The organism is Streptomyces sp. NEAU-174, from assembly GCF_052665095.1.
On the sequence record NZ_JBQTCE010000009.1, the window covers coordinates 210219 to 230726 of the forward strand.

At 71.2% G+C, this 20508-nt stretch carries 14 protein-coding genes; 10 read left to right on the plus strand and 4 right to left on the minus strand.

What is annotated here, in order from left to right; genetic code table 11:
• Positions 1 to 11 precede the first annotated feature (11 nt).
• From ACT2CW_RS26765 to ACT2CW_RS26775, 3 genes are all read left to right on the plus strand, one after another.
• The gene (locus ACT2CW_RS26765; RefSeq protein WP_445518524.1) at positions 12 to 554 is read left to right on the plus strand and encodes a tripartite tricarboxylate transporter TctB family protein; all 543 of its coding nucleotides are present in this window, start codon (positions 12 to 14) and stop codon (positions 552 to 554) included.
• Positions 555 to 556: 2 nt separating this feature from the next.
• Positions 557 to 2071 (plus strand): tripartite tricarboxylate transporter permease, encoded by a 1515-nt coding sequence (locus tag ACT2CW_RS26770; RefSeq protein WP_445518525.1) that lies wholly within the window; start codon positions 557 to 559, stop codon positions 2069 to 2071.
• 260 nt (positions 2072 to 2331) lie between these two features.
• Positions 2332 to 4005 (plus strand): alpha-galactosidase, encoded by a 1674-nt coding sequence (locus tag ACT2CW_RS26775; protein WP_445518526.1) that lies wholly within the window; start codon positions 2332 to 2334, stop codon positions 4003 to 4005.
• A 107-nt stretch (positions 4006 to 4112) separates the two neighbouring features.
• Here the strand turns inward: ACT2CW_RS26775 and ACT2CW_RS26780 are convergent, their stop codons facing one another.
• A complete protein-coding gene (locus tag ACT2CW_RS26780) occupies positions 4113 to 4754 on the minus strand; it encodes a superoxide dismutase (protein ID WP_037945901.1) in 642 nt (213 codons plus the stop codon).
• Between the two features lie 189 nt (positions 4755 to 4943).
• On the opposite strand from ACT2CW_RS26780, the gene ACT2CW_RS26785 reads away from it, so the two are divergent.
• Both ACT2CW_RS26785 and ACT2CW_RS26790 read left to right on the plus strand, forming a co-directional pair.
• Entirely contained in the window at positions 4944 to 5366 is a 423-nt protein-coding gene (locus tag ACT2CW_RS26785; RefSeq protein ID WP_445518527.1) for a hypothetical protein, read from the plus strand.
• A complete protein-coding gene (locus ACT2CW_RS26790) occupies positions 5363 to 7567 on the plus strand; it encodes a tetratricopeptide repeat protein (RefSeq protein WP_445518528.1) in 2205 nt (734 codons plus the stop codon). The genes ACT2CW_RS26785 and ACT2CW_RS26790 overlap by 4 nt, the downstream gene beginning before the upstream one ends.
• Here the strand turns inward: ACT2CW_RS26790 and ACT2CW_RS26795 are convergent, their stop codons facing one another.
• Complete coding sequence (locus ACT2CW_RS26795; RefSeq protein WP_445518529.1) at positions 7568 to 8995, minus strand: amino acid permease; 1428 nt, start codon at positions 8993 to 8995, stop codon at positions 7568 to 7570.
• 253 nt (positions 8996 to 9248) lie between these two features.
• On the opposite strand from ACT2CW_RS26795, the gene ACT2CW_RS26800 reads away from it, so the two are divergent.
• Positions 9249 to 9842, plus strand: a complete 594-nt coding sequence (locus ACT2CW_RS26800) for a biotin transporter BioY (RefSeq protein WP_445518530.1) — start codon at positions 9249 to 9251, stop codon at positions 9840 to 9842.
• 89 nt (positions 9843 to 9931) lie between these two features.
• Here ACT2CW_RS26800 and ACT2CW_RS26805 read toward each other — a convergent pair whose 3' ends face one another.
• Positions 9932 to 10567: a mycothiol-dependent nitroreductase Rv2466c family protein gene (locus ACT2CW_RS26805; protein WP_445518531.1), complete on the minus strand. Its 636-nt coding sequence runs from the start codon at positions 10565 to 10567 to the stop codon at positions 9932 to 9934.
• A gap of 170 nt (positions 10568 to 10737) precedes the next feature.
• On the opposite strand from ACT2CW_RS26805, the gene pepN (ACT2CW_RS26810) reads away from it, so the two are divergent.
• Both pepN (ACT2CW_RS26810) and ACT2CW_RS26815 read left to right on the plus strand, forming a co-directional pair.
• On the plus strand, positions 10738 to 13383 hold the full coding sequence (gene pepN, locus ACT2CW_RS26810; RefSeq protein WP_445518532.1) for an aminopeptidase N: 2646 nt from the start codon (positions 10738 to 10740) through the stop codon (positions 13381 to 13383).
• Positions 13384 to 13561: 178 nt separating this feature from the next.
• Complete coding sequence (locus tag ACT2CW_RS26815) at positions 13562 to 14587, plus strand: hypothetical protein (protein WP_445518533.1); 1026 nt, start codon at positions 13562 to 13564, stop codon at positions 14585 to 14587.
• A 17-nt stretch (positions 14588 to 14604) separates the two neighbouring features.
• Here ACT2CW_RS26815 and ACT2CW_RS26820 read toward each other — a convergent pair whose 3' ends face one another.
• The gene (locus ACT2CW_RS26820; protein ID WP_182470337.1) at positions 14605 to 16347 is read right to left on the minus strand and encodes a TIGR03767 family metallophosphoesterase; all 1743 of its coding nucleotides are present in this window, start codon (positions 16345 to 16347) and stop codon (positions 14605 to 14607) included.
• A gap of 337 nt (positions 16348 to 16684) precedes the next feature.
• On the opposite strand from ACT2CW_RS26820, the gene ACT2CW_RS26825 reads away from it, so the two are divergent.
• Both ACT2CW_RS26825 and pepN (ACT2CW_RS26830) read left to right on the plus strand, forming a co-directional pair.
• Positions 16685 to 17710, plus strand: a complete 1026-nt coding sequence (locus ACT2CW_RS26825) for an aspartate-semialdehyde dehydrogenase (RefSeq protein WP_037945886.1) — start codon at positions 16685 to 16687, stop codon at positions 17708 to 17710.
• A gap of 169 nt (positions 17711 to 17879) precedes the next feature.
• The gene (gene pepN, locus ACT2CW_RS26830; protein WP_445518534.1) at positions 17880 to 20450 is read left to right on the plus strand and encodes an aminopeptidase N; all 2571 of its coding nucleotides are present in this window, start codon (positions 17880 to 17882) and stop codon (positions 20448 to 20450) included.
• Positions 20451 to 20508: the final 58 nt, after the last annotated feature.

Below are 20508 nucleotides of genomic sequence, written 5' to 3' on the forward strand. Positions count from 1 at the left end.
GGGACGAAACGATGAGCCCGAGGGACGCCACGGCGAACCCGGCGAACGGTGCCGCGGGCGCCGCCGCCCCGCCCGACGAGCGGCCCTGGAGCCCGCGGATAGCCGCGCTGCTCTTCCTCGCGGCGGGCGTGGCCGTGCTGGGCTGGGCGTTCGCCATCCCCGAGGGGGCCATCGACCAGGACGTGGGCCCCCGGGCGTTCCCGCTGCTGGTCGGTGTGGGGCTGTGCGTGGCAGCTTCGGTCGCCGTCGTCCAGGCGTTCCGCGGCAGCGATCCGGCGCTGACCGAGCAGGCGCGCGAGGAGGCCCGGCTGACCGAGTGGCGTCCGGTGGCGGCCCTGCTGGCGCTGCTGGTCGGCTATCTGTTCGCGCTCGCCCCCTGCGGCTACTGGCAGTCGACCGCCGTGCTCTTCGCGCTGGTCGCGCGGGTGCTCGGCAGCCGGCGGATCCTCCGTGACGCACTGATCGGCCTGGTGCTCGCGCTGGCCGTGTACTTCCTCTTCGACCGTCTGCTGGGCATCCATCTGCCGCCCGGCATCGTCCGATTGGCGTTCTGACCATGGATGTCCTCAACGACCTCATGGGCGGTTTCGGCAGCGCGTTCAGCCCTCTGCACCTGCTGCTGGCGTTCGCGGGCTGCACGCTCGGCTCGCTGGTCGGCGTGCTGCCCGGCCTGGGCCCCGCCACCACGGTGGCGCTGCTGCTCCCGCTCACCTTCGTCTTCGACCCCACCGGCGCGCTGGTGCTCTTCGCGGGCATCTACTACGGCGGGATGTACGGCGGCTCCACCACGGCGATCCTGCTGAACGTGCCCGGGGAGACCGCGTCGGTCCCCACCACCCTGGAGGGCCATCCAATGGCCCGCTCCGGGCGCGCCGGGGCCGCGCTCGCCACGGCCGCCATCGGCTCGTTCGTGGCGGGCACGATCTCCACCGTCGGGATCACCTTCGCGGGCCCGGCCATGGCGCAGATCGCCGAGAAGATCCAGCCCGCGGAGTACTTCGCGGTGATGGTCCTCGCCTTCGCCACGGTCACCGCGGTCGTGGCCGACGCCCCCGCGCGCGGGCTGTGCAGCCTCTTCCTGGGCCTGGCCATCGGGCTCGTCGGCATCGACAGCCTGACCGGCCAGGCGCGCTACACCTTCGGGGTGCCGGAGCTGTACGACGGCGTCCAGATCGTGGCCGTGGCCGTCGGCCTCTTCGCGATCGGGGAGGCGCTCTACACCGCGGCCCGGATGCGCCGGGCGCCCGAGGAGCAGATGCTCCCGGTGGGCGGCAGGATCGGGATGAGCCCGGAGGACTGGCGCCGGTCCTGGAAGCCGTGGCTGCGGGGTACGGCGATCGGGCTGCCGATCGGCGCCCTGCCCGCGGGCGGCGCTGAGATCCCCACGTTCCTCAGCTACAACGTGGAGAAGCGGCTGTCCCGGCACAAGAAGGAGTTCGGCAAGGGTGCCATCGAGGGCGTGGCCGGCCCCGAGGCCGCCAACAACGCCGCGTTCTCCGGAGTGCTGATGCCCCTGCTGACGCTGGGCATCCCCACCTCGGCGACGGCCGGTGTGCTGCTGATCGCGTTCCAGATGTACAACGTGCAGCCCGGCCCGCAGCTGTTCGAGACCCAGTCGGCGCTGGTCTGGACGCTGATCGCCAGCCTCTACATCGGCAACGTGATGCTGCTGGTGCTCAACCTGCCGCTGATCCCGCTGTGGGTGAAGCTCCTCCGGCTGCCCCGCCCGCTGCTCACGGCGGGCATCCTGGTCTTCGCCGCCCTGGGGGTGTACGCCCTCTCCCAGAACGCGGTCGACCTCGGCATCGCGGTGCTCTTCGGCCTCCTGGGCTTCGGCATGCGCCGCACCGGCTATCCCGTCGCCCCACTGATCCTGGGCGCCGTACTGGGCCCGATGGCGGAAACCCAGTTCCGCCGTGCGATGGCCTTCAGCGAGGGCGACTGGACGATCTTCTTCACCCGCCCGCTCTCCGCGGCGATCCTGCTCCTGTCCCTGATCGCCCTGGCCGGCCCGATGGCCGCCCGAGCGCTGCGCCGTTACCGGGACCGCGAGCCGGAACCGGTGGGCTGAACCCCGCAAGCCCCTGCCGGGCCCCCGCGCGAGCCATCCGCGCGGGGGCCCTTTGCGGAGATGACCGCCTTCGGGCTCAGCCGCGCGACCGCCGCCCGCCGGGCCACGGTAAGAACTCCCTCGGGGCGGGTGACGTCAGGGGACAGGTTCCCCACGCACACCTCTTGTCACCGAACGACCGGGTCCACAGAATCCTTCGGAGACCAGCTACGGCCCATATCGCGAACACGGTTCGACATATCGAATGGGAGTGGTTCCTCATGCGTCTCGTTCCTCGCCGCCTCCGCCTCCGTCCCCGCCTCCGCCGCCTGCCGCGCTTATCCCGCCCCGACCGCCCACGGCTGGGACGGCCACGGCCCGGACGCCTGGCCGGGGCGCTGCTGGCCGCTCTGCTGACCGCCACCGGGGTGGGCAATGTCGCGTACGCGGCACCCTCGGCCGACGCGGTGCCCACCGCCGATGCCGCCCCGCAGATCGACGTACCCGCCGCGCCCATGGGCTGGGCCTCCTGGAACAGCCTCGCCAGCCAGATCGACTACGACACGATCAAGGCCCAGGTGGACGCCCTGGTGTCGTCCGGCATGGCCGAGGCGGGGTACGAGTACGTCAACATCGACGAGGGCTGGTGGTGGGGCACTCGCGACAGCAAGGGCAACATCACCGTCGACACCGAGCAGTGGCCCGGCGGGATGAAGGCCATCGCCGACTACATCCACAGCAAGGGGCTCAAGGCCGGGATCTACACCGACGCCGGGAAGAACGGCTGCGGCTACTTCTACCCCACCCCGCCGGGCACCCCGCCCGCCCCGGGCAGCGGCAGCGAGGGCCACTACGAGCAGGATCTGCGGGCCTTCCAGGAGTGGGGCTTCGACTACGTCAAGGTCGACTGGTGCGGCGGCCAGGACGAGGGGCTCGACCAGGAGACCACCTACCGGGCGATCAGCGAGGCCAACAAGGCGGCGACCGCCGTCACCGGCCGCCGCCTGGTGCTGTCGCTGTGCGAATGGGGCTCGGGCCGGCCGTGGAACTGGGCCGCGGGCGTGGGCGATCTGTGGCGTACCAGCACCGACATCATCTACTGGGGCCAGACGCCCTCGGCCACCGCGATGCTGTCCAACTTCGACCAGGGCCTCCACCCCACCGCCCAGCACACCGGCTACTACAACGACCCGGACATGCTCATGGTCGGCATGAGGGGTTCCAACGCCACGCTCGACCGCACCCATATGAGCCTGTGGGCGGTCTCCGGTGCCCCGCTGCTCGCCGGGAACGACCTCACCACCATGACGCGCCAGACCGCGGGCACCCTCACCAACCCCGAGGTCATCGCCGTCGATCAGGACCCGCGCGGACTCCAGGGCGTGAAGGTCGCCGAGGCCGCGGCGGGGCTCCAGGTGTACGCCAAGGTGCTGTCCGGCACCGGGAAGCGCGCCGTGCTGCTGCTCAACCGCACCTCCGCCGCCAAGCCCATCACCGCCCGCTGGACCGATCTCGGGCTGACCGGCGCCCCCGCCTCCGTCCGTGACGTCTGGAAGCGCGCCTCGGTGGGCACCCACGGCGGCGGCTACACGGCCACCGTCCCGGCCGGGGAGGCCATGCTGCTGACCGTCTCGGGCACGGAGGCCCCCGGCACCGCGTACCAGAGCACCACCGGCTCCTTCACCGTCACCGCCGGGACGGCGGGGCTGAAACTGGCCGACATCACCTACGCGAACGGCGGCACCGCCCCGCGCACCGCCACCCTGCGCGTCGGCGGCCAGTACGCCACCACGCTCGCCCTGCCGCCCACCGGCTCCCCCACCGCCCGCCGCACCGTCTCCGTCCTGCTCTCCCTGGCCAAGGGCGCCAACACCGTGACCGTGAGCGGGGGCCCGGACACCATCACCGTCCAGGACCTCCCGGGCACCGACGGCGTCCAAGCCATCGGCGGCTGAACGGCGGGGCCCCCGCGCGAGTCGACCGCGCGGGGGCCCGTTTTCCGCCTGCCCGGTGTTCGGTGAGAAGACGATCACGCAGGCAGGGGTCTGGTGGGCGCTCCGGGTTACGGGGCGAGCAGCAGGTTGTTGGCGCGCTCCTTGGCCGCCGTGTAACGACGCGCGACATCCTGCCAGTTGACGACCTTCCACATGGCCTCGATGAAGTCCACCTTCTGGTTCTTGTACTGGAGGTAGAAGGCGTGCTCCCAGGCGTCGAAGACCAGGATCGGCACCGAGCCCTGCCCCACGTTCCCCTGGTGGTCATAGACCTGCTCGACCACCAGCCGCCCGCTGACCGGCTCGTACGCCAGCACGCCCCAGCCCGAGCCCTGGGTGGTGGCGGCCGCCTTGGACAGCTGGGCCTTGAAGCCCGCGAAGGAGCCGAAGTGCTCGGCGATGGCGTCGGCCAGCTCCCCGACCCCGTCCCTCTCCAGCGGCTCGCCGCCGCCGTCACCGGTCATGTTGTGCCAGTAGATGCTGTGCAGGATGTGGCCGGACAGATGGAAGGCCAAGTTCTTCTCGAGCCCGTTGATCGAGCCCCACTGATCCTTGTCCCGCGCCTCCGCGAGCTGCTCCATCGTGTCGTTGGCGCCCTTGACGTACGCGGCGTGGTGCTTGTCGTGGTGCAGCTCGATGATCTCGGGGCTGATGACCGGTGCCAGCTCCGAGTAGTCATACGGAAGTTCAGGAAGTGTGTAGATGGCCATGCGAAGCCCTTCGGACCGCTTATTGCAATTAACTTGCAAGTACAGGCTAGCAGCAAGAGCGTTTCCGGACCCTGCCGCGACACCCTCCGGCGCGGCCCTGCGGCGACGTCCGTCCGTAGTGGCCTGATCCGATCCCTGTACGGGGCGAACGGCGGCCCTATGATCAAAGGTCGCTCGAAGGGGGAGGGCATGGATCCGCAGATCGCCGATCTCGCCAGGACGGCGGGCACCACCATGGTCACGCTGATGGCCACCACTGCCTGGGAGTCGGCCAGGGACGGCCTGGTCTCGCTCTGGCAGAGGTTCCAGCCCAACAGAGCCGACGGCATCAGCGAGGAGTTCGAGGCCAGCCGCGACGATCTGCTGCTCGCGCGCGAGACGGGCGACGCGGAGTCCGAGGCGGAGCTGGCCGCCGAATGGCAGGGCCGGGTGCGTCGGCTGCTGCTGGCCCAGCCCGAGGTGGCGGACGAACTGCGCCGCATCCTCGACGAGTTGAGCCCCCGCCTCCCCGATCAGCGGCCCGCGGTCGGCGAGATCCGTATGACGGCCGAGGCGTCCGGCAGCGGCCGGGTCTACCAGGCCGGGCGCGACCAGCACATCAGCGAACGGTGAGCGACCCCATGCCGATCGACGGCCGCGCGTCGGGTCAGGGCCGGGTCTTCCAGACCGGCGGCGACCAGTACATCGAGGAGCATCACCACCACTACGGGGCCGGAACGGGGTCCCTCCTCGCACCGCAATCGGTCGGCCCGAGGCCGCCCCAGGGCGCGGCGGTCCCGGACTCCGTAAGGGTGCCGCTGGTCGGCCGGGCACCGGGCATCCTGCGGGACCGCGCCGACCTCATGGAGCGGCTGCGAGCGGCCGTCACCGGGCCCGGTGGCGACGTCCACGTCCTGCACGGCCTGGGCGGCTGCGGCAAGACGGCGGTGGCGCACGCGCTCTTCACGGAAGCCGTAAGGGACCACGGACGCGACGGGCTCTGGGTGAACGCCTCGGAGCGGATCTCCCTGCGCGCGGGCATGCTCGCCGTGGCGGGCGACCGGGGCGCGACCACCGGGGAGCTGGCCGCCGCGGCGGGCGGCCAGCGCGCCGCGGCCGACCTGGTCTGGCACTACCTGGACCACTCCGCCCAGCGCTGGCTGCTGGTCCTGGACAACGCGGACGACCCGACGGTCCTAGAGGAGGGCGGCTGGCTGCGCGCCAGCCCGCTGGGCACGGTCCTGGTGACCACGCGGCACGCGACGTCGCCGCTGTGGCGGGGCACGGGGTCGGCGAGCCATTCGCTGGGCGTACTGCCCCTGGACGACGCGGCGCAGGTCCTGTGCGACCTGGCCCCGGACGCGGGCACCGTCGAATCGGCGCAGAAGGTGGCACGGCGGCTGGGCTGTCTGCCGCTCGCCCTGACCCTGGCGGGCTCGCATCTGTCGCATCAACTTCTGGAGTCGTGGTCCATGGACGAGTACGACCGGAAACTGAGTGAGGACTCGACGGCACTCGTCGACCAGGGCGCGGCGAGCACCGGCAGCGGCCAGTCCCGCCATCTCGTCGGCCGCACCTGGCAGTTGTCCCTGGACGCCCTCGCCGGACAGGGCCTGCCGGAGGCCACGACGCTGCTACGGCTGCTGTCCTGCTGGGCGGCGGACCCGGTGCCGATCTCTTTGCTGATGCCGGTGGCTCGCGGTGAGGTGGATTTCGGCCACCTCGACCCGCCACTCGCGGCCGACCGGGTCGAGCCAGCGCTGCGCGGGTTGCTGGACCATTCGCTGATCGGGATGGTCGAGGCGGACGGCCGTCGGTGCGTACAGGCTCATGGGGTGCTGCTGGACAGCGTCGCGGCCGGGATTCCGGACGAGCAGCGTGGGGTGCTGGCCGAGGCGGCGGGGCAACTGCTGGAGGCGACGCTGCCGCCGGAGGATGCCGCACCGGTCGAGACGCGCACCGAGTTGAGGCTGCTGGCGCCGCACGCCTCCAGTCTGCTGCGCGGCTCTCCGGGCGAGGGGGCGGCCCGGTTGGCCGTACGCGTCGTGGAACAGCTCTTCACGGCTGGTGACTTCGCAGTGGCGTTGTCGATGTCCCTGGCCGTCGCGGACGAGGCCGAACGCCTTCTGGGCGAGGAGCACCCCGTGGCCCTGAGCGCGCGCCACATCATGGGCCGGACCCAGCACCGCATGGGGCGCTACACGGAGTCGGAGACGACACTCAGGCAGGTGCTGCGGAGCCGCGAGCGGATTCTCGGCGTCGACCATCCCGACACTCTGCGCACGTGTGCCGTTCTCCATGTCCCGGTCGCCATCCTCGGCCGGGTGGAAGAAGCGGTGCGGCTGCTGCGACGCGCGATCACCGGGCAGCGGCGGGTGCTCGGCGAGGATGCCGGGGAGACGCTCTTCAGCCGAGCGTGGCTCCTCGAGGTTCTGCCCCGGCTCGGCGACTCGGAGGAGTTCGATGAGGAGGCCCGGGTCGTCGAGGACTGTGAGCGCGCGTTGCCCCCCGGCCACCTCGCGACCCTCATGGCCCACCACAACCATGCCGAGGGGCTGAGGGTGTTGGGCCGGTATGTGGAGGCGGAGCCGGTGGCCCGCCGTGCTCTGGCCGAGCGCATCCGGTTCCAAGGTCCCGATCACCCGCAGACTCTGGCCGCCTTGAACCTGAAGGCTCGGGTCGCCCGTGGGTTGGGCAAGCTGGACGAAGCCATCACGGCGCTCCAAGAGGTGACCGAGCGCCGCGAACGGGTGCTCGGTCCCGAGCACCCGTTCGTCATACAGAACCGTGAGTCGCTCGCCGCCTGGCAAGCCGAGGCCGAAGCCCAGCCCTGATCAGCCCTCCTGGCGGGCCACCGCCACCCGCTGCCGTACGAAGCCGATGATCGCGAGGGCGATCGCCATCACCGCCGTGGCGTACAGCTGGCTGCGGGTATCGGCCTCGCGCAGCATCAGCAGCAGCACCCCGACCGTGGCGGCCAACGCGACCCAGGTCAGATACGGGAAGAGCCACATCTTCACCACGAGCTTCTCCGGGGCCTCCCGCTGCAAGCGGCTCCGCATCCGCAGCTGGGCGGCGGCGATGAAGCCCCAGACCACCAGCACCGCGGCGCCGACCATGTTGAGCAGCCACTTGAAGATGGTGTCCGGCCACCAGTAGCTGAGCAGCACCGCGACGAAGCCGAAGAAGGAGGAAGCGAGCACGGTGAGGCGGGGCACGCCGCCGGTGACCCGGCCCAGGAAGGCGGGGCCCTCGCCGCGGGCGACCAGGGAGTAGGACATCCGGGAGGCGCCGTAGATGTTGGCGTTCATCGCGGAGAGCAGCGCGATCAGCATGATCACGTTCATGATGTCGCCGGCCGCGGGGATGTCGAGGTGGTTGAGCACGGCCACGTACGGGCCGTTCTCCACCACGGACTTGTCGTTCCACGGGATGAGCGTGACCACGACCAGCATCGAGCCGACGTAGAAGAGGGCGATGCGCCACATCGCGGTGCGCACCGCGCCCGCGACGCTCTTGACCGGGTTCTCGGACTCGGCCGCCGCGATCGTCACCGTCTCCAGGCCGCCGTACGCGAAGACGGAGGCCAGCAGGCCGACGACCAGGCCGTTCACCCCGTTGGGCAGGAAGCCGCCGTCACCGCTGAGATGGGCGCCGCCCGGGGCGTCGGTGCCCGGGAGGACGCCGAGGATCGCGAGCACGCCCAGGACGAGGAAGATCGTGATCGCGGCGATCTTCAGCGCGGCGAACCAGAACTCGAATTCGCCGAAGTTGCTGACCGCCGCGAGGTTCGTGCCGCAGAACATCGCCATGAAGAGGGCGACCCACATCCAGGATTCGCTGCCCGGGAACCACTGGACCATGATCCCGGCGGCGCCGATCGCCTCGGCGGCGATGCCCACGCACAGCAGGATCCAGAACATCCAGCCCACCGTGAACCCCGCCCAGGGCCCGATCGCCCGCTCGGCGTGCACGGAGAACGAGCCGGAGGCCGGGTTGGCCGCCGACATCTCGCCGAGCATCCGCATCACGAGCATCACCAGCAGCCCGGACACCGCGTAGGCGACCACGATCGACGGACCGGCGGCGGCGATTCCGGCGCCGGAGCCGACGAACAGCCCCGCGCCGATCACGCCACCGAGGGCGATCATCGACAGATGGCGCTGTTTGAGGCCGTGGGAGAGCGGCGGCGTGGCGCTCGCGCCCGTGCCGGTCGCCTCGGCGGCGCCGGATGGCGTCGAGGACGCGGATGTCCGGTTCATTCTTCTTCTCTGTCCCTTACGAGCGCCGGTGACGGATGCAAAACGCCCCTAGTGTGAAGGGCGTGTCCCATGGGGACAACATCGCGGACAATCTTTTCTGGATATCGGACACTTGCCTCACGCTCCGTATCAAGGCCGTCTGCCGGAAGCTGCCAAGCCGCTGCGTCCGGCTTTGTGGCCATCCGACGGTGTCCGCGGCCCCCACGCTGGGTTAGCGTCGCGGTATCCACCCTCTGACCTGGGAGCATCGCTGATGAGCACGGTTTCTGCCGCCGCCACACCCGGTACGGTCCTCGCGGACGCGATCTTTCCCGCCCGGCGCGTCCTGGCCCGCGACACCGCGCTGGTCGTCGGGGGCGCCGTGCTCACCGGCCTCGCGGCCCAGATCTCGGTGCCCGTCCCCGGCTCGCCGGTGCCGGTGACCGGCCAGACCTTCGCCGCCCTGCTGGTGGGCACCTCGCTGGGGGCCCGGCGCGGCTTCCTGTCGCTGGCGCTGTACACCCTGGTCGGCATGGCGGGCGTGCCGTGGTTCGCCGAGGGCAGCTCCGGTGCCGCCATGCCGTCGTTCGGCTATGTGCTCGGCATGCTGCTGGCGGCCACCGTGGTGGGCGCGCTCGCCCGACGCGGCGGCGACCGCGGGGTGCTGCGCACCGCGGGCACCATGGCGGTCGGCTCGGCGGTCACCTACGCCGTGGGCGTCCCGTACCTGGCGCTGGCCACCCACATCTCCCTCGGCGAGGCGATCGCGGCCGGGCTGACCCCGTTCCTGATCGGTGACGCCCTGAAGGCCGCCCTGGCGATGGGCGCGCTGCCGGCCGCCTGGAAGCTGGTGGGCCGCCGCGGCTGACCCCACGGAAGCCGACAGAAATAGGGCCCCCGCGCGGTCGACTCGCGCGGGGGCCCTGCCGTGGCGACGGCGGAGGAGCGGAGGAAGGGTCAGTCGAAGATCGGGCCGACCGTACGGGTCCGCTTGATCTCGTAGAAGCCGGGGATCGAGGCGACCATCAGGGTGCCGTCCCAGAGCTTGGCGGCGTCCTCGCCCTTGGGGGCCGGGGTGACCACGGGGCCGAAGAAGGCGATCTGCTCGCCGTCCGCGCCCGGGACGGCGATCACGGGGGTGCCCACGTCCTGGCCGACCAGGTCGATGCCCTCCTTGTGGGAGGCGCGCAGCTCGGTGTCGTACGCGTCGGAGTCGGCGAAGTCGGCGAGCTCGGCGGGAAGGCCGGCCTCCTCGAGGGCGGCCACGATCGTCTCGCGGTTCTTCTCCAGGCCCTGGTTGTGGAAGCGGGTGCCGAGGGCGGTGTAGAGGGCGCCGAGGACCTCGCTGCCGTGCTTCTGCTCGGCGGCGATGCAGACCCGGACCGGGCCCCAGGCGGTCTTCAGCAGCTCGCGGTACTCCTCGGGCAGCTCATCGAGCTTGGGCTCGTTGAGCACGGCCAGGCTCATGACGTGCCAACGCACCTCGACCGGGCGCACCTTCTCCACCTCGAGCATCCAGCGCGAGGTCATCCAGGCCCAGGGACACAGCGGATCGAACCAGAAATCGGCGGGCGTCTTGGCAGTATCGGTCACGGTTTCTCCTCAAGCGGGCGCGTTGGTATCGCAAACGAATAGAGCGCTGGCTGCTTCAGCCAACGCACGCGGAAGGGGGCTCATTCCCCGATGCCGTGTGTCGGTGCCCCGTGACATGATTTCCGCTGTCCGATATCCGAGATGCGAGACATTGGCGAGGGAGCCGCGTCGTGCCCGGTGAGAACCTGACCCGTGACGAGGCCCGTGAGCGGGCGAAGCTGCTGGCCGTCGAGGGTTACGAGGTGGCGCTCGATCTGCGGTCCGCGGTGGGTGAGCACACCGGGTCCGGGCCGCGCACCTACCGCTCCACCACCACGATCCGCTTCCGCTGCGCCGAGCCGGGCGCGGCGACCTTCGCCGATCTGCTGGCGCCCTCGGTGACCTCGGTGCGGCTCAACGGGCGGGAGCTGGACCCGGCGGCGGTCTTCGACGGCTCCCGGATCGCGCTGGAGGGCCTCGCCGCGGAGAACGAGCTGGTGGTGGACGCGCAGTGCGCGTACAGCAGGACCGGCGAGGGACTGCACCGCTTCGTGGACCCGGAGGACGGCGAGGTCTACCTCTACACCCAGTACGAGCCGGCCGACGCCCGCCGGGTCTTCGCCAACTTCGAACAGCCGGACCTCAAGGCCCCGTTCACCTTCTCGGTGACCGCCCCGGAGGGCTGGACGGTGCTGAGCAACGGGGCGGTGGACCGGGTGGTGCCGTCCGGCGCCGACGATGCCACCACGACCAGCCACTTCGTGACCACCCGGCCCATCTCGACGTACATCACGGCCGTGGTCGCCGGTCCGTACCACTACGAGAGCGACCTCTACCGCCGCACACTGCCGGACGGCTCGGCGCTGGAGATCCCGCTGGGCGCGCTGTGCCGCAAGGGGCTGGCCAAGCACTTCGACGCGGATGACATCTTCACCGTCACCAAGCAGGGCCTGGACTTCTTCCACGACCACTTCGACTATCCGTACCCGTTCGGCAAGTACGACCAGGCGTTCGTGCCGGAGTACAACCTCGGCGCGATGGAGAACCCGGGCTGTGTGACCTTCCGGGAGGAGTTCATCTTCCGCGGCAAGGTCACCCAGGCGTCGTACGAGGGCCGGGCGAACGTCATCCTGCACGAGATGGCGCATATGTGGTTCGGCGACCTGGTGACCATGGAGTGGTGGGACGACCTGTGGCTCAAGGAGTCGTTCGCCGACTTCATGGGGGCCTTCTCGCTGGTCGGGGCGACCCGCTTCACCGACGGCTGGATCACCTTCGCCAACCGCCGCAAGGCATGGGCGTACCGCGCCGACCAGCTGCCGTCCACCCATCCGATCACGGCCGACATCCGTGACCTGGAGGACGCCAAGCTCAACTTCGACGGGATCACCTACGCCAAGGGCGCGTCCGTGCTCAAGCAGCTGGTGGCCTATGCCGGGCAGGACGCCTTCCTGGAGGGCGCGCGGCGCTACTTCAAGCGGCACGCGTACGGCAACACCCGGCTGTCGGACCTGCTGTCGGTGCTCGGCGAGACCTCGGGGCGGGACATGGCCACGTGGTCGCGCGCCTGGCTGGAGACCGCGGGGGTCAACACGCTGACCCCGCAGGCCACCTATGACGCCGAGGGGCACATCACCGAGCTGGCGGTGATCCAGGAGGCCGCCGACAGTGCTGGTTCCGATGGTGCGGCTCCGCCGCGTGGCACTCTGCGGCCGCACCGGGTGGCCGTCGGGCTGTACCGCAAGGAGGCCCCGGCCGGGGAGCGCCCCGGGGCGCTGGTGCGCTACGCCCGCGCCGAGGTGGACGTCGACGGCCCCCGTACGGTGATCCCCGAGCTGACCGGCGCCTCCCGGCCCGATCTGATCCTGGTCAACGACGACGACCTCACCTACTGCAAGATCCGCTTCGACGAGGGCTCGCTGGACACCCTGCGGGAGCACCTCGGCGAGCTGACCGACCCCCTCGCCCGCGCCCTGAGCTGGTCCGCGCTGTGGAACCTCACCCGCGACGCGCTGCTGCCCGCCCGCGACTACCTGGAGCTGGTGCGGCGGTTCGCCGGGGCCGAGAGCGACATCGGGGTGCTCCAGATGGTCCAGGCGTGGGCGCTGTCCGCCCTGCACCACTACTCGGCGCCGGAGGCGCGCGAGGAGGCCGCCGTCCGGCTGGCCGAGGGCGCGCTGAGCGAGCTGCGGCTGGCCGAGCCCGGCAGCGGGCACCAGCTGGCCTGGGCGCGGTTCTTCGCGCAGGTGGCCGTCGCCGACGCCGAGCTGCGGCTGCTGCGCGGGCTGCTGGACGGCACGGCCCGGATCGACGGGCTGGATGTGGACCAGGAGCTGCGCTGGACGTTCCTGGCCGCGCTGGCCTCGAGCGGTCAGGCCGACGAGGCGCTGATCGGCGCCGAGCTGGCCCGCGACGACACCGCCTCCGGCAAGCGCCACCAGGTGCGGTGCCTGGCCGCCCGGCCCTCCGCCGCGGTCAAGGCCGAGGCGTGGGACGCGGTGGTGGAGTCCGACCGGCTCTCCAACGCCCTGGTGGAGGCCACCATCTCCGGTTTCGACCAGCCGGGGCAGCGGGAGCTGCTGGCGCCGTACGCACCGCGCTACTTCGAGGTGATCGAGCGCGTCTGGCAGGAGCGGTCGATCGAGATCGGGATGGCGATCGTGCGCGGCCTGTTCCCGGCCGCCCAGGGCGACACCCCCACCCTGGAGGCGGCCGACGCCTGGCTGGACGGCCACCCGGACGCGGCCCCCGCGCTGCGCCGGCTGGTCCTGGAGGCCCGCGACGACCTGGCCCGCGCCCTGCGCGGCCAGGAGTGCGACGCGCGGGCGGCCGGCTGACGCACACGTTCGACCGAAGCGGGAGCTCCTCCGGGAGAAGCGGGGGGCTCCTTCGGAAGAAGCGGGGGAGCTCCTTTCGGCATTCGAACTGCCGTACTTTAGTACGGTGTTGTCCGCTTTTGTCGACGACTGTGTAACAGCGGTTAGCGGGTGGAGCGGGCGCGGGAATGGCGGTGGCATGAGCCACAACACGCCGCTGTCCCCCCGCCCCCTCCATCACCTCTCGGACGTCCAGCGCCGGGTCCTGACGACACGTCAGCTGCGCGAGCACGGTGTGACCGCGTCCGTCGCCGCCGAGCGCTGCCGGGCCGACGGGCCCTGGCAGCAGATCCTGCCGGGCGTCCATCTGCTCCACCCGGGCCCGGCGACCAGCGAGGAGCGGCTGCTGGCCGCGCTGCTGTACACCGCGAGCCGTGGCCAGGGCGCCGACGGATCGGCGCCGGACGGCGGCGAGCCGGGCGGCGAGGCGATGATCACCGGGCTGGCGGCGCTCGCCCTGCGCCACTTCTCCTCCGCTCCCCCGCTGGCCTCCCTCGACCACATCGACGTCCTGGTGCCGCGCACCCGGCGGCTGCGCGCCACCGGCTTCGTCCGCTTCGTCCGGGCCGGCGCCCTGCCCGCCCCCCAGTACCTCGCGGGGGTGCCCACCGCACCGGTGGCCTCCGCCCTCGCCGACGCCGTCGCCCGGCTCACCGACGCCGTACTGGTCCGCAGGCTGCTCACCGAGTCCGTGCGGCACGGTCACTGCGAGGCCGCGGCCGTGGTCGCGGAGCTGAACTCGGCCCGGCTGCTGTCCCGGCCGCATGTCGTGGACGCCGTGGACGCGCTGCTCGCCGAGGGCCGGGCGATCGCCGAGGGGCGGCTGTACGACATGGTGCGCGGCCACCATCTGCCCGAGCCGCTGTGGAACGTGGAGCTGCGGCTGCCCGGCGGGCCCGCCCTCGGCGGGGTGGACGCCTACTGGCGTGAGCAGGCGGTGGCGGTGGAGATCGACGCCCGGGCGCCGCGCCAGGACGAGGAGCTCTGGCGCGGCGGTTTCGGCCGCAAGCGCGAGCACCTGGAGCGGCTCGGGATCACGGTCGTGCGCGTGACCCCGAAGAGGCTCCGGGAGTCACCGGAGGAGCAGGCCGCGGTGGTCCGTACCGCCCTGATCGCGGCGGCCGACCGCGACCCGGCCCCCTATGTGGTGGTCCTGCCGCGCTGAGGCGCCCGCCGGACGGCTCAGGGCTTGCGCAGCAGCAGCTCGGTGTTGCGGTCCGTCGAGTCGCCGGCCAGCTTCTGGCTGGCGCCGGGCGCGTTGAAGGACAGCTCGCGGTAGAGGGCCGCGAGACCGGTCTGGGACAGGTCCGAGAAGTCCGTACGGTGCGGCGCGGCCGACTCGATGAGCGTGGTGAACAGGGAGATCGTGCCGTCGTGGTTGTCCACGACCTCGAACACCCGGGCCAGCTGGGGGAAGTCCACATGCGAGGCGGTGGTGATCTCCCAGAAGGTGCCGCGCGGGGTGATCTCGTTCTGGTGGCTGTGGCCGTTGATCCAGGCCAGCACCTTGGGGTGGCGCTGGAAGAGGGCGACGATCTCGTCGCCGCCGTGCCGGGCCTCGCCCGGGCGGCCCGGGTCGTGGTTCATGTTGTCCAGGCTGCGGCTGTAGTGGTGGCTGAAGACGATCACGTAGTCGTCCTTGTGGGCCTTCAGCGTCCGCTCCAGCCAGCGCAGTTGGGCGGTGCCGAGCGAACCGGTGTAGTGGCCGCCCGGGTCGGTGGTGTCCAGGCTGATGCCGATCATGTTCTCGGAGATCCGGAACGAGTAGTAGAGCGTGCCCTGCTCGAGGTTGGCCTTGGTGTAGCCGTGGCCGACCGGACCGGAGCCGGTGGCGGCCGGGTCGAGGTGCGCGGCCAGGTACTCGGTCTGGGTGAAGGGCGCGCGGCGCTCGTCGGGGGTGACCGTGCGCATGTCCTTGGCATGCGCGTCGAGCAGCGCCTTCAGATCCGCGCCCTTGGGGTCGGCCCCCTTGCGCGTCCCCTTGTAGATCGCCTCGGCCTCCGCGGCCGGGATGATCTCCAGCTTGCGCTTCCCGGTGGCGAAGTCCGCGTAGTAGTCGTGGCCGAGCGAGTAGACACCGCCCGCCAGATCGTCGTGGTTGCCGATGGTGGAGTACCACGGCAGCCGCAGCCCGGGGCTGTTGACCGTGCGCAGCGCAGCCTCCAGGAAGCCGTCGATGCGCGGGAAGCCGGCCTTCTTGTCGGAGTCGCGCAGCGCCTCCTCGGGGTGCCAGAACTCCTTGAGCCCGCTGTTCTGGACGCCCTCGTAGCGGCGCGGATCGCCGGTGTTGGGGGTGATCCGGCCGCCGTTCATGGCGGTCAGGAACCAGTCCAGTTCGATCTTGGCGTTGTTGTCGGTGTTGTCGCCGGTGGTCATGACGAACGACAGCGGCGCCCCGGTGGCCGGTCCGCCGCGCAGCCCGTTGATCCGCTCGATGAGCGAGGCGACCCCGGCGATGGTCAGCGCCTCGTGCGGCCGCCACGCCCCGGCGCGGCCCGAGCGCAGGAACTCGTAGCGCATCGGGTGCTGGACATCGGTCAGATGCAGATCCGTGAGCTGGACGAACGAGGCGAGCGCGGTGCGCCGGTCCGCGCGGCCGCCCTTGGCGCCGGTGATCTCGGTGCGGACCTCGCGGGCCCAGGCGGGGCCGTCGGCGAGCCGCCGGTAGCCGGTGGCGCCGTGTGCGGCCGAGAACGTCTCCAGCGTCGTACCGGCCGTCGAGGGCGCCGCCGGGGCCTGCACCACCCGGCGGCCCGCGGCGTGCGCGGTGGCGGGCTGCGAGGCACCGGCCGAGCCGCTGCCGGGACCGAAGGCGATTCCCAGGCCGGCCGTGGCACCGGTGGCGGTGGCGGCGGCGAGGAAGGTGCGCCGGTCGAGGGTGGCGACGGCAGCTGCGGCGGACCGTACGGACCGTATGCGGGACATGCGCGATCTCCCCGAGTGGACACGCGGTGACGGGCGGGCAGCGACGCTGCCCTCACCTCGGATCGTTGGCATCGGGGATGGCTTGGGAGTGAACGAGACGGCAACGCGGGTCGCCGATCTCCACACGTGGATCTTGGCGGCAGCAAACGGTCATCGCGCCCTTGTGAACAGGAATTCTTCCGCTCACTCGGCGTTCATCAGATCTGGGAACCGCCCCCGCCATATCCGGGAACCGCCCTCACCGTGGGATACATCACGGGACGGTAACGGACCCGCCTGAGACACTTGCCAGGAGGGTAGGCGCCTCGAACAGGCACAACCAAGGAAAAGGGCTGATATGAGGATCGGAATCGTCGGAGCGACCGGCCAGGTCGGCGGAGTGATGCGCAGGGTGCTCGCCGAGCGTGATTTCCCGGCCGAGCAGCTGCGGCTGTTCGCCTCCGCCCGCTCGGCCGGCCGTACGCTCCCGTGGCGCGGCACCGAGATCACCGTCGAGGACGCCGCCACGGCCGACTACTCCGGTCTGGACATCGTCCTGTTCTCCGCGGGCGGCGCCACCTCCAAGGCGCTGGCCGAGAAGGTCGCCGCGCAGGGCCCGGTCGTGATCGACAACTCCTCGGCCTGGCGGATGGACCCCGAGGTGCCGCTGGTCGTGGCCGAGGTCAACCCGCACGCCGCGGTGGACCGCCCCAAGGGGATCATCGCCAACCCGAACTGCACCACGATGGCCGCCATGCCGGTGCTGCGCCCGCTGCACGCCGAGGCCGGACTCACCGCCCTGGTGGCCACCACCTACCAGGCCGTCTCCGGCTCCGGTCTTTCCGGCGTGGCCGAGCTCGACGGCCAGATCCGCAAGACCGCCGACCGCGCGGCCGAGCTGACCCACGACGGCGCGGCGGTGGACTTCCCCGAGCCCGGGGTCTACGCCCGCCCGATCGCGTTCAATGTGCTCCCGATGGCCGGGAAGATCGTCGACGACGGCCGGTTCGAGACCGACGAGGAGCAGAAGCTCCGCAACGAGAGCCGCAAGATCCTGGAGATCCCGGAGCTGAAGGTGTCCGGCACCTGTGTCCGGGTCCCGGTCTTCACCGGCCACTCGCTCCAGGTGAACCTCCGCTTCGAGCGTCCGATCAGCGTGGAGCGCGCCTATGAGCTGCTGGCCGCGGCCCCGGGCGTGGCGCTCTCGGAGATCCCGACCCCGCTCCAGGCGGCGGGCCAGGACCCCAGCTATGTGGGCCGGATCCGGGTGGACGAGACGGTCGAGCACGGTCTCGCGCTGTTCCTCTCCAACGACAACCTGCGCAAGGGCGCGGCGCTGAACGCGGTGCAGATCGCCGAGCTGGTGGCAGCCGACCTGACCTGACGCCCGAGTCTCGGCTCGGACGCACGCGTCCCGGCCCGGCGGGGAGCGGCCCGGCGGCCGCTCCCCCCGGGGGGACGAAATGTCTACCGGCACCGACCGTCCGACGTGCGAGGATGGCCATCCGCCTGACGCATGGCGTACCGCACATGACGAACGGGAGTTAGCCGACGTGCCTGGCACCAACCTCACAAGGGAGGAAGCGCAGCAGCGGGCGCGCCTCCTCACGGTGGACGCGTACGAGATCGAACTGGACCTGAGCGGCGCCCAGGAGGGCGGTACCTACCGCTCCGTGACCACGGTGCGCTTCGACGCCGCCGAGTCGGGCGCGGAGTCGTTCATCGACCTGGTGGCGCCCACGGTGCACGAGGTGGTGCTGAACGGCGAGGCGCTCGACCCGAACGAGGTCTTCAAGGACTCGCGGATCGCGCTTCCGGGGCTGCTCGCCGGGCGCAACGAGCTGCGGGTGGTCGCGGACTGCGCGTACACCAACACCGGTGAGGGGCTGCATCGCTTTGTCGACCCGGTCGACCAGCAGGCGTACCTCTACACCCAGTTCGAGGTGCCCGACGCCCGCCGGGTGTTCGCCAACTTCGAGCAGCCCGACCTGAAGGGCACGTTCCAGTTCACCGTGACGGCGCCCGAGGGCTGGACGGTGATCTCCAACTCGCCGACGCCGGAGCCGAAGGACAACGTCTGGCGGTTCGAGCCGACCCCGCGCATCTCCACGTACATCACCGCGCTGATCGTCGGCCCGTACCACAGCGTGCACAGCTCCTACGAGAAGGACGGCCGCTCGGTGCCGCTGGGCATCTACTGCCGTCCCTCGCTCGCGGAGTACCTCGACTCGGACGCGATCTTCGCGGTGACCCGGCAGGGCTTCGCGTGGTTCGAGGAGAAGTTCGACTACGCGTACCCGTTCGCCAAGTACGACCAGCTCTTCGTGCCGGAGTTCAACGCGGGCGCGATGGAGAACGCGGGCGCGGTGACCATCCGCGACCAGTACGTCTTCCGCTCCAAGGTGACGGACGCGGCGTACGAGACGCGCGCCGAGACCATCCTCCACGAGCTGGCCCACATGTGGTTCGGCGACCTGGTCACCATGGAGTGGTGGAACGACCTGTGGCTGAACGAGTCGTTCGCCACCTACACCTCGATCGCCTGCCAGGCCCACGCACCGGGCAGCAGGTGGCCGCACTCCTGGACCACCTTCGCCAACTCCATGAAGACCTGGGCCTACCGGCAGGACCAGCTGCCGTCCACCCACCCGATCATGGCCGAGATCAACGACCTGGACGACGTCCTGGTCAACTTCGACGGGATCACGTACGCCAAGGGCGCCTCGGTGCTCAAGCAGCTGGTCGCGTACGTCGGGATGGACGAGTTCTTCCGTGGCGTCCAGGCGTACTTCAAGCGCCACGCCTACCAGAACACCCGGCTGTCGGACCTGCTCGGCGCGCTGGAGGAGACCAGCGGGCGGGATCTGAAGACCTGGTCCAAGCAGTGGCTGGAGACGGCGGGCATCAATGTGCTGCGGCCGGAGATCGAGACGGACGCGAGCGGCACGGTGACCTCCTTCGCGGTGCGGCAGGAGGCCCCGGCGCTCCCGCCGGGCGCCAAGGGCGAGCCAACCCTGCGGCCGCACCGCATCGCCATCGGGCTCTACGACCTCAACCCGACCGGCAAGCTGATCCGCTCCGAGCGCATCGAGCTGGACGTGGACGGCGAGCTGACCGAGGTACCGCAGCTGACCGGCACGAAGCGGTCCGCGGTGATCCTGCTCAACGACGACGACCTCACCTACGCGAAGGTCCGGCTGGACCCGGACTCGCTGGCCGTGGTCACCGAGCACCTGGGCGACTTCGAGGAGTCGCTGCCGCGCGCGCTGTCGTGGGCCTCGGCCTGGGACATGGTCCGCGACGGCGAGCTGGCCACCCGCGACTACCTCGCGCTGGTGCTCTCGGGCATCGCCAAGGAGTCGGACATCGGCGTCGTCCAGTCGCTGCACCGCCAGGTGAAGCTGGCCCTGGACCTGTACGCGGCGCCGGACTGGCGTGAGACGGGCCTGGCCCGGTGGACCGAGGCCACGCTGGACCACCTGCGGGCGGCGGCGCCGGGCAGCGACCACCAGCTGGCCTGGGCGCGTGCCTTCACCGCGACCGCCCGCACCGACGCCCAGCTGGACCTGGTCTCCGGGCTGCTCGAGGGCACCGAGACGATCGAGGGCCTGACCATCGACACCGAGCTGCGCTGGGCCCTGCTGGAGCGGCTCGCCGCCACGGGGCGGGCGGACGAGGCCGCCATCGCGGCGGAGCTGGAGCGCGACAAGACCTCCGCGGGCGAGCGGCACGCCGCGACGGCGCGGGCCGCGCGGCCGACACCGCAGGCCAAGGCGGAGGCGTGGGCGTCGGTCGTGGAGAGCGACAAGCTGCCGAACGCGGTGCAGGAAGCCGTGATCGGCGGTTTCGTCCAGACCGATCAGCGGGAGCTGCTGGCGCCGTACGCGGAGAAGTACTTCGCGGTGGCGAAGGACGTCTGGAACAGCCGCAGCCATGAGATGGCGCAGCAGATCGTGGTGGGCCTGTACCCCTCGCTCCAGGTCTCGCCGGAGACCCTGGACGCCACGGACGCGTGGCTGGCGTCCGCCGAGCCGACGGCGGCGCTGAGGCGTCTGGTGACGGAGTCGCGGGCAGGCATCGACCGCGCGCTACGGGCACAGGCGGCGGACGCGGCGGCGGGCTGACCGGGTGCGGGGGGGTGGTTGGAGTTTCTTCACCCCCACCTCCCCCCCAACCCCCTTT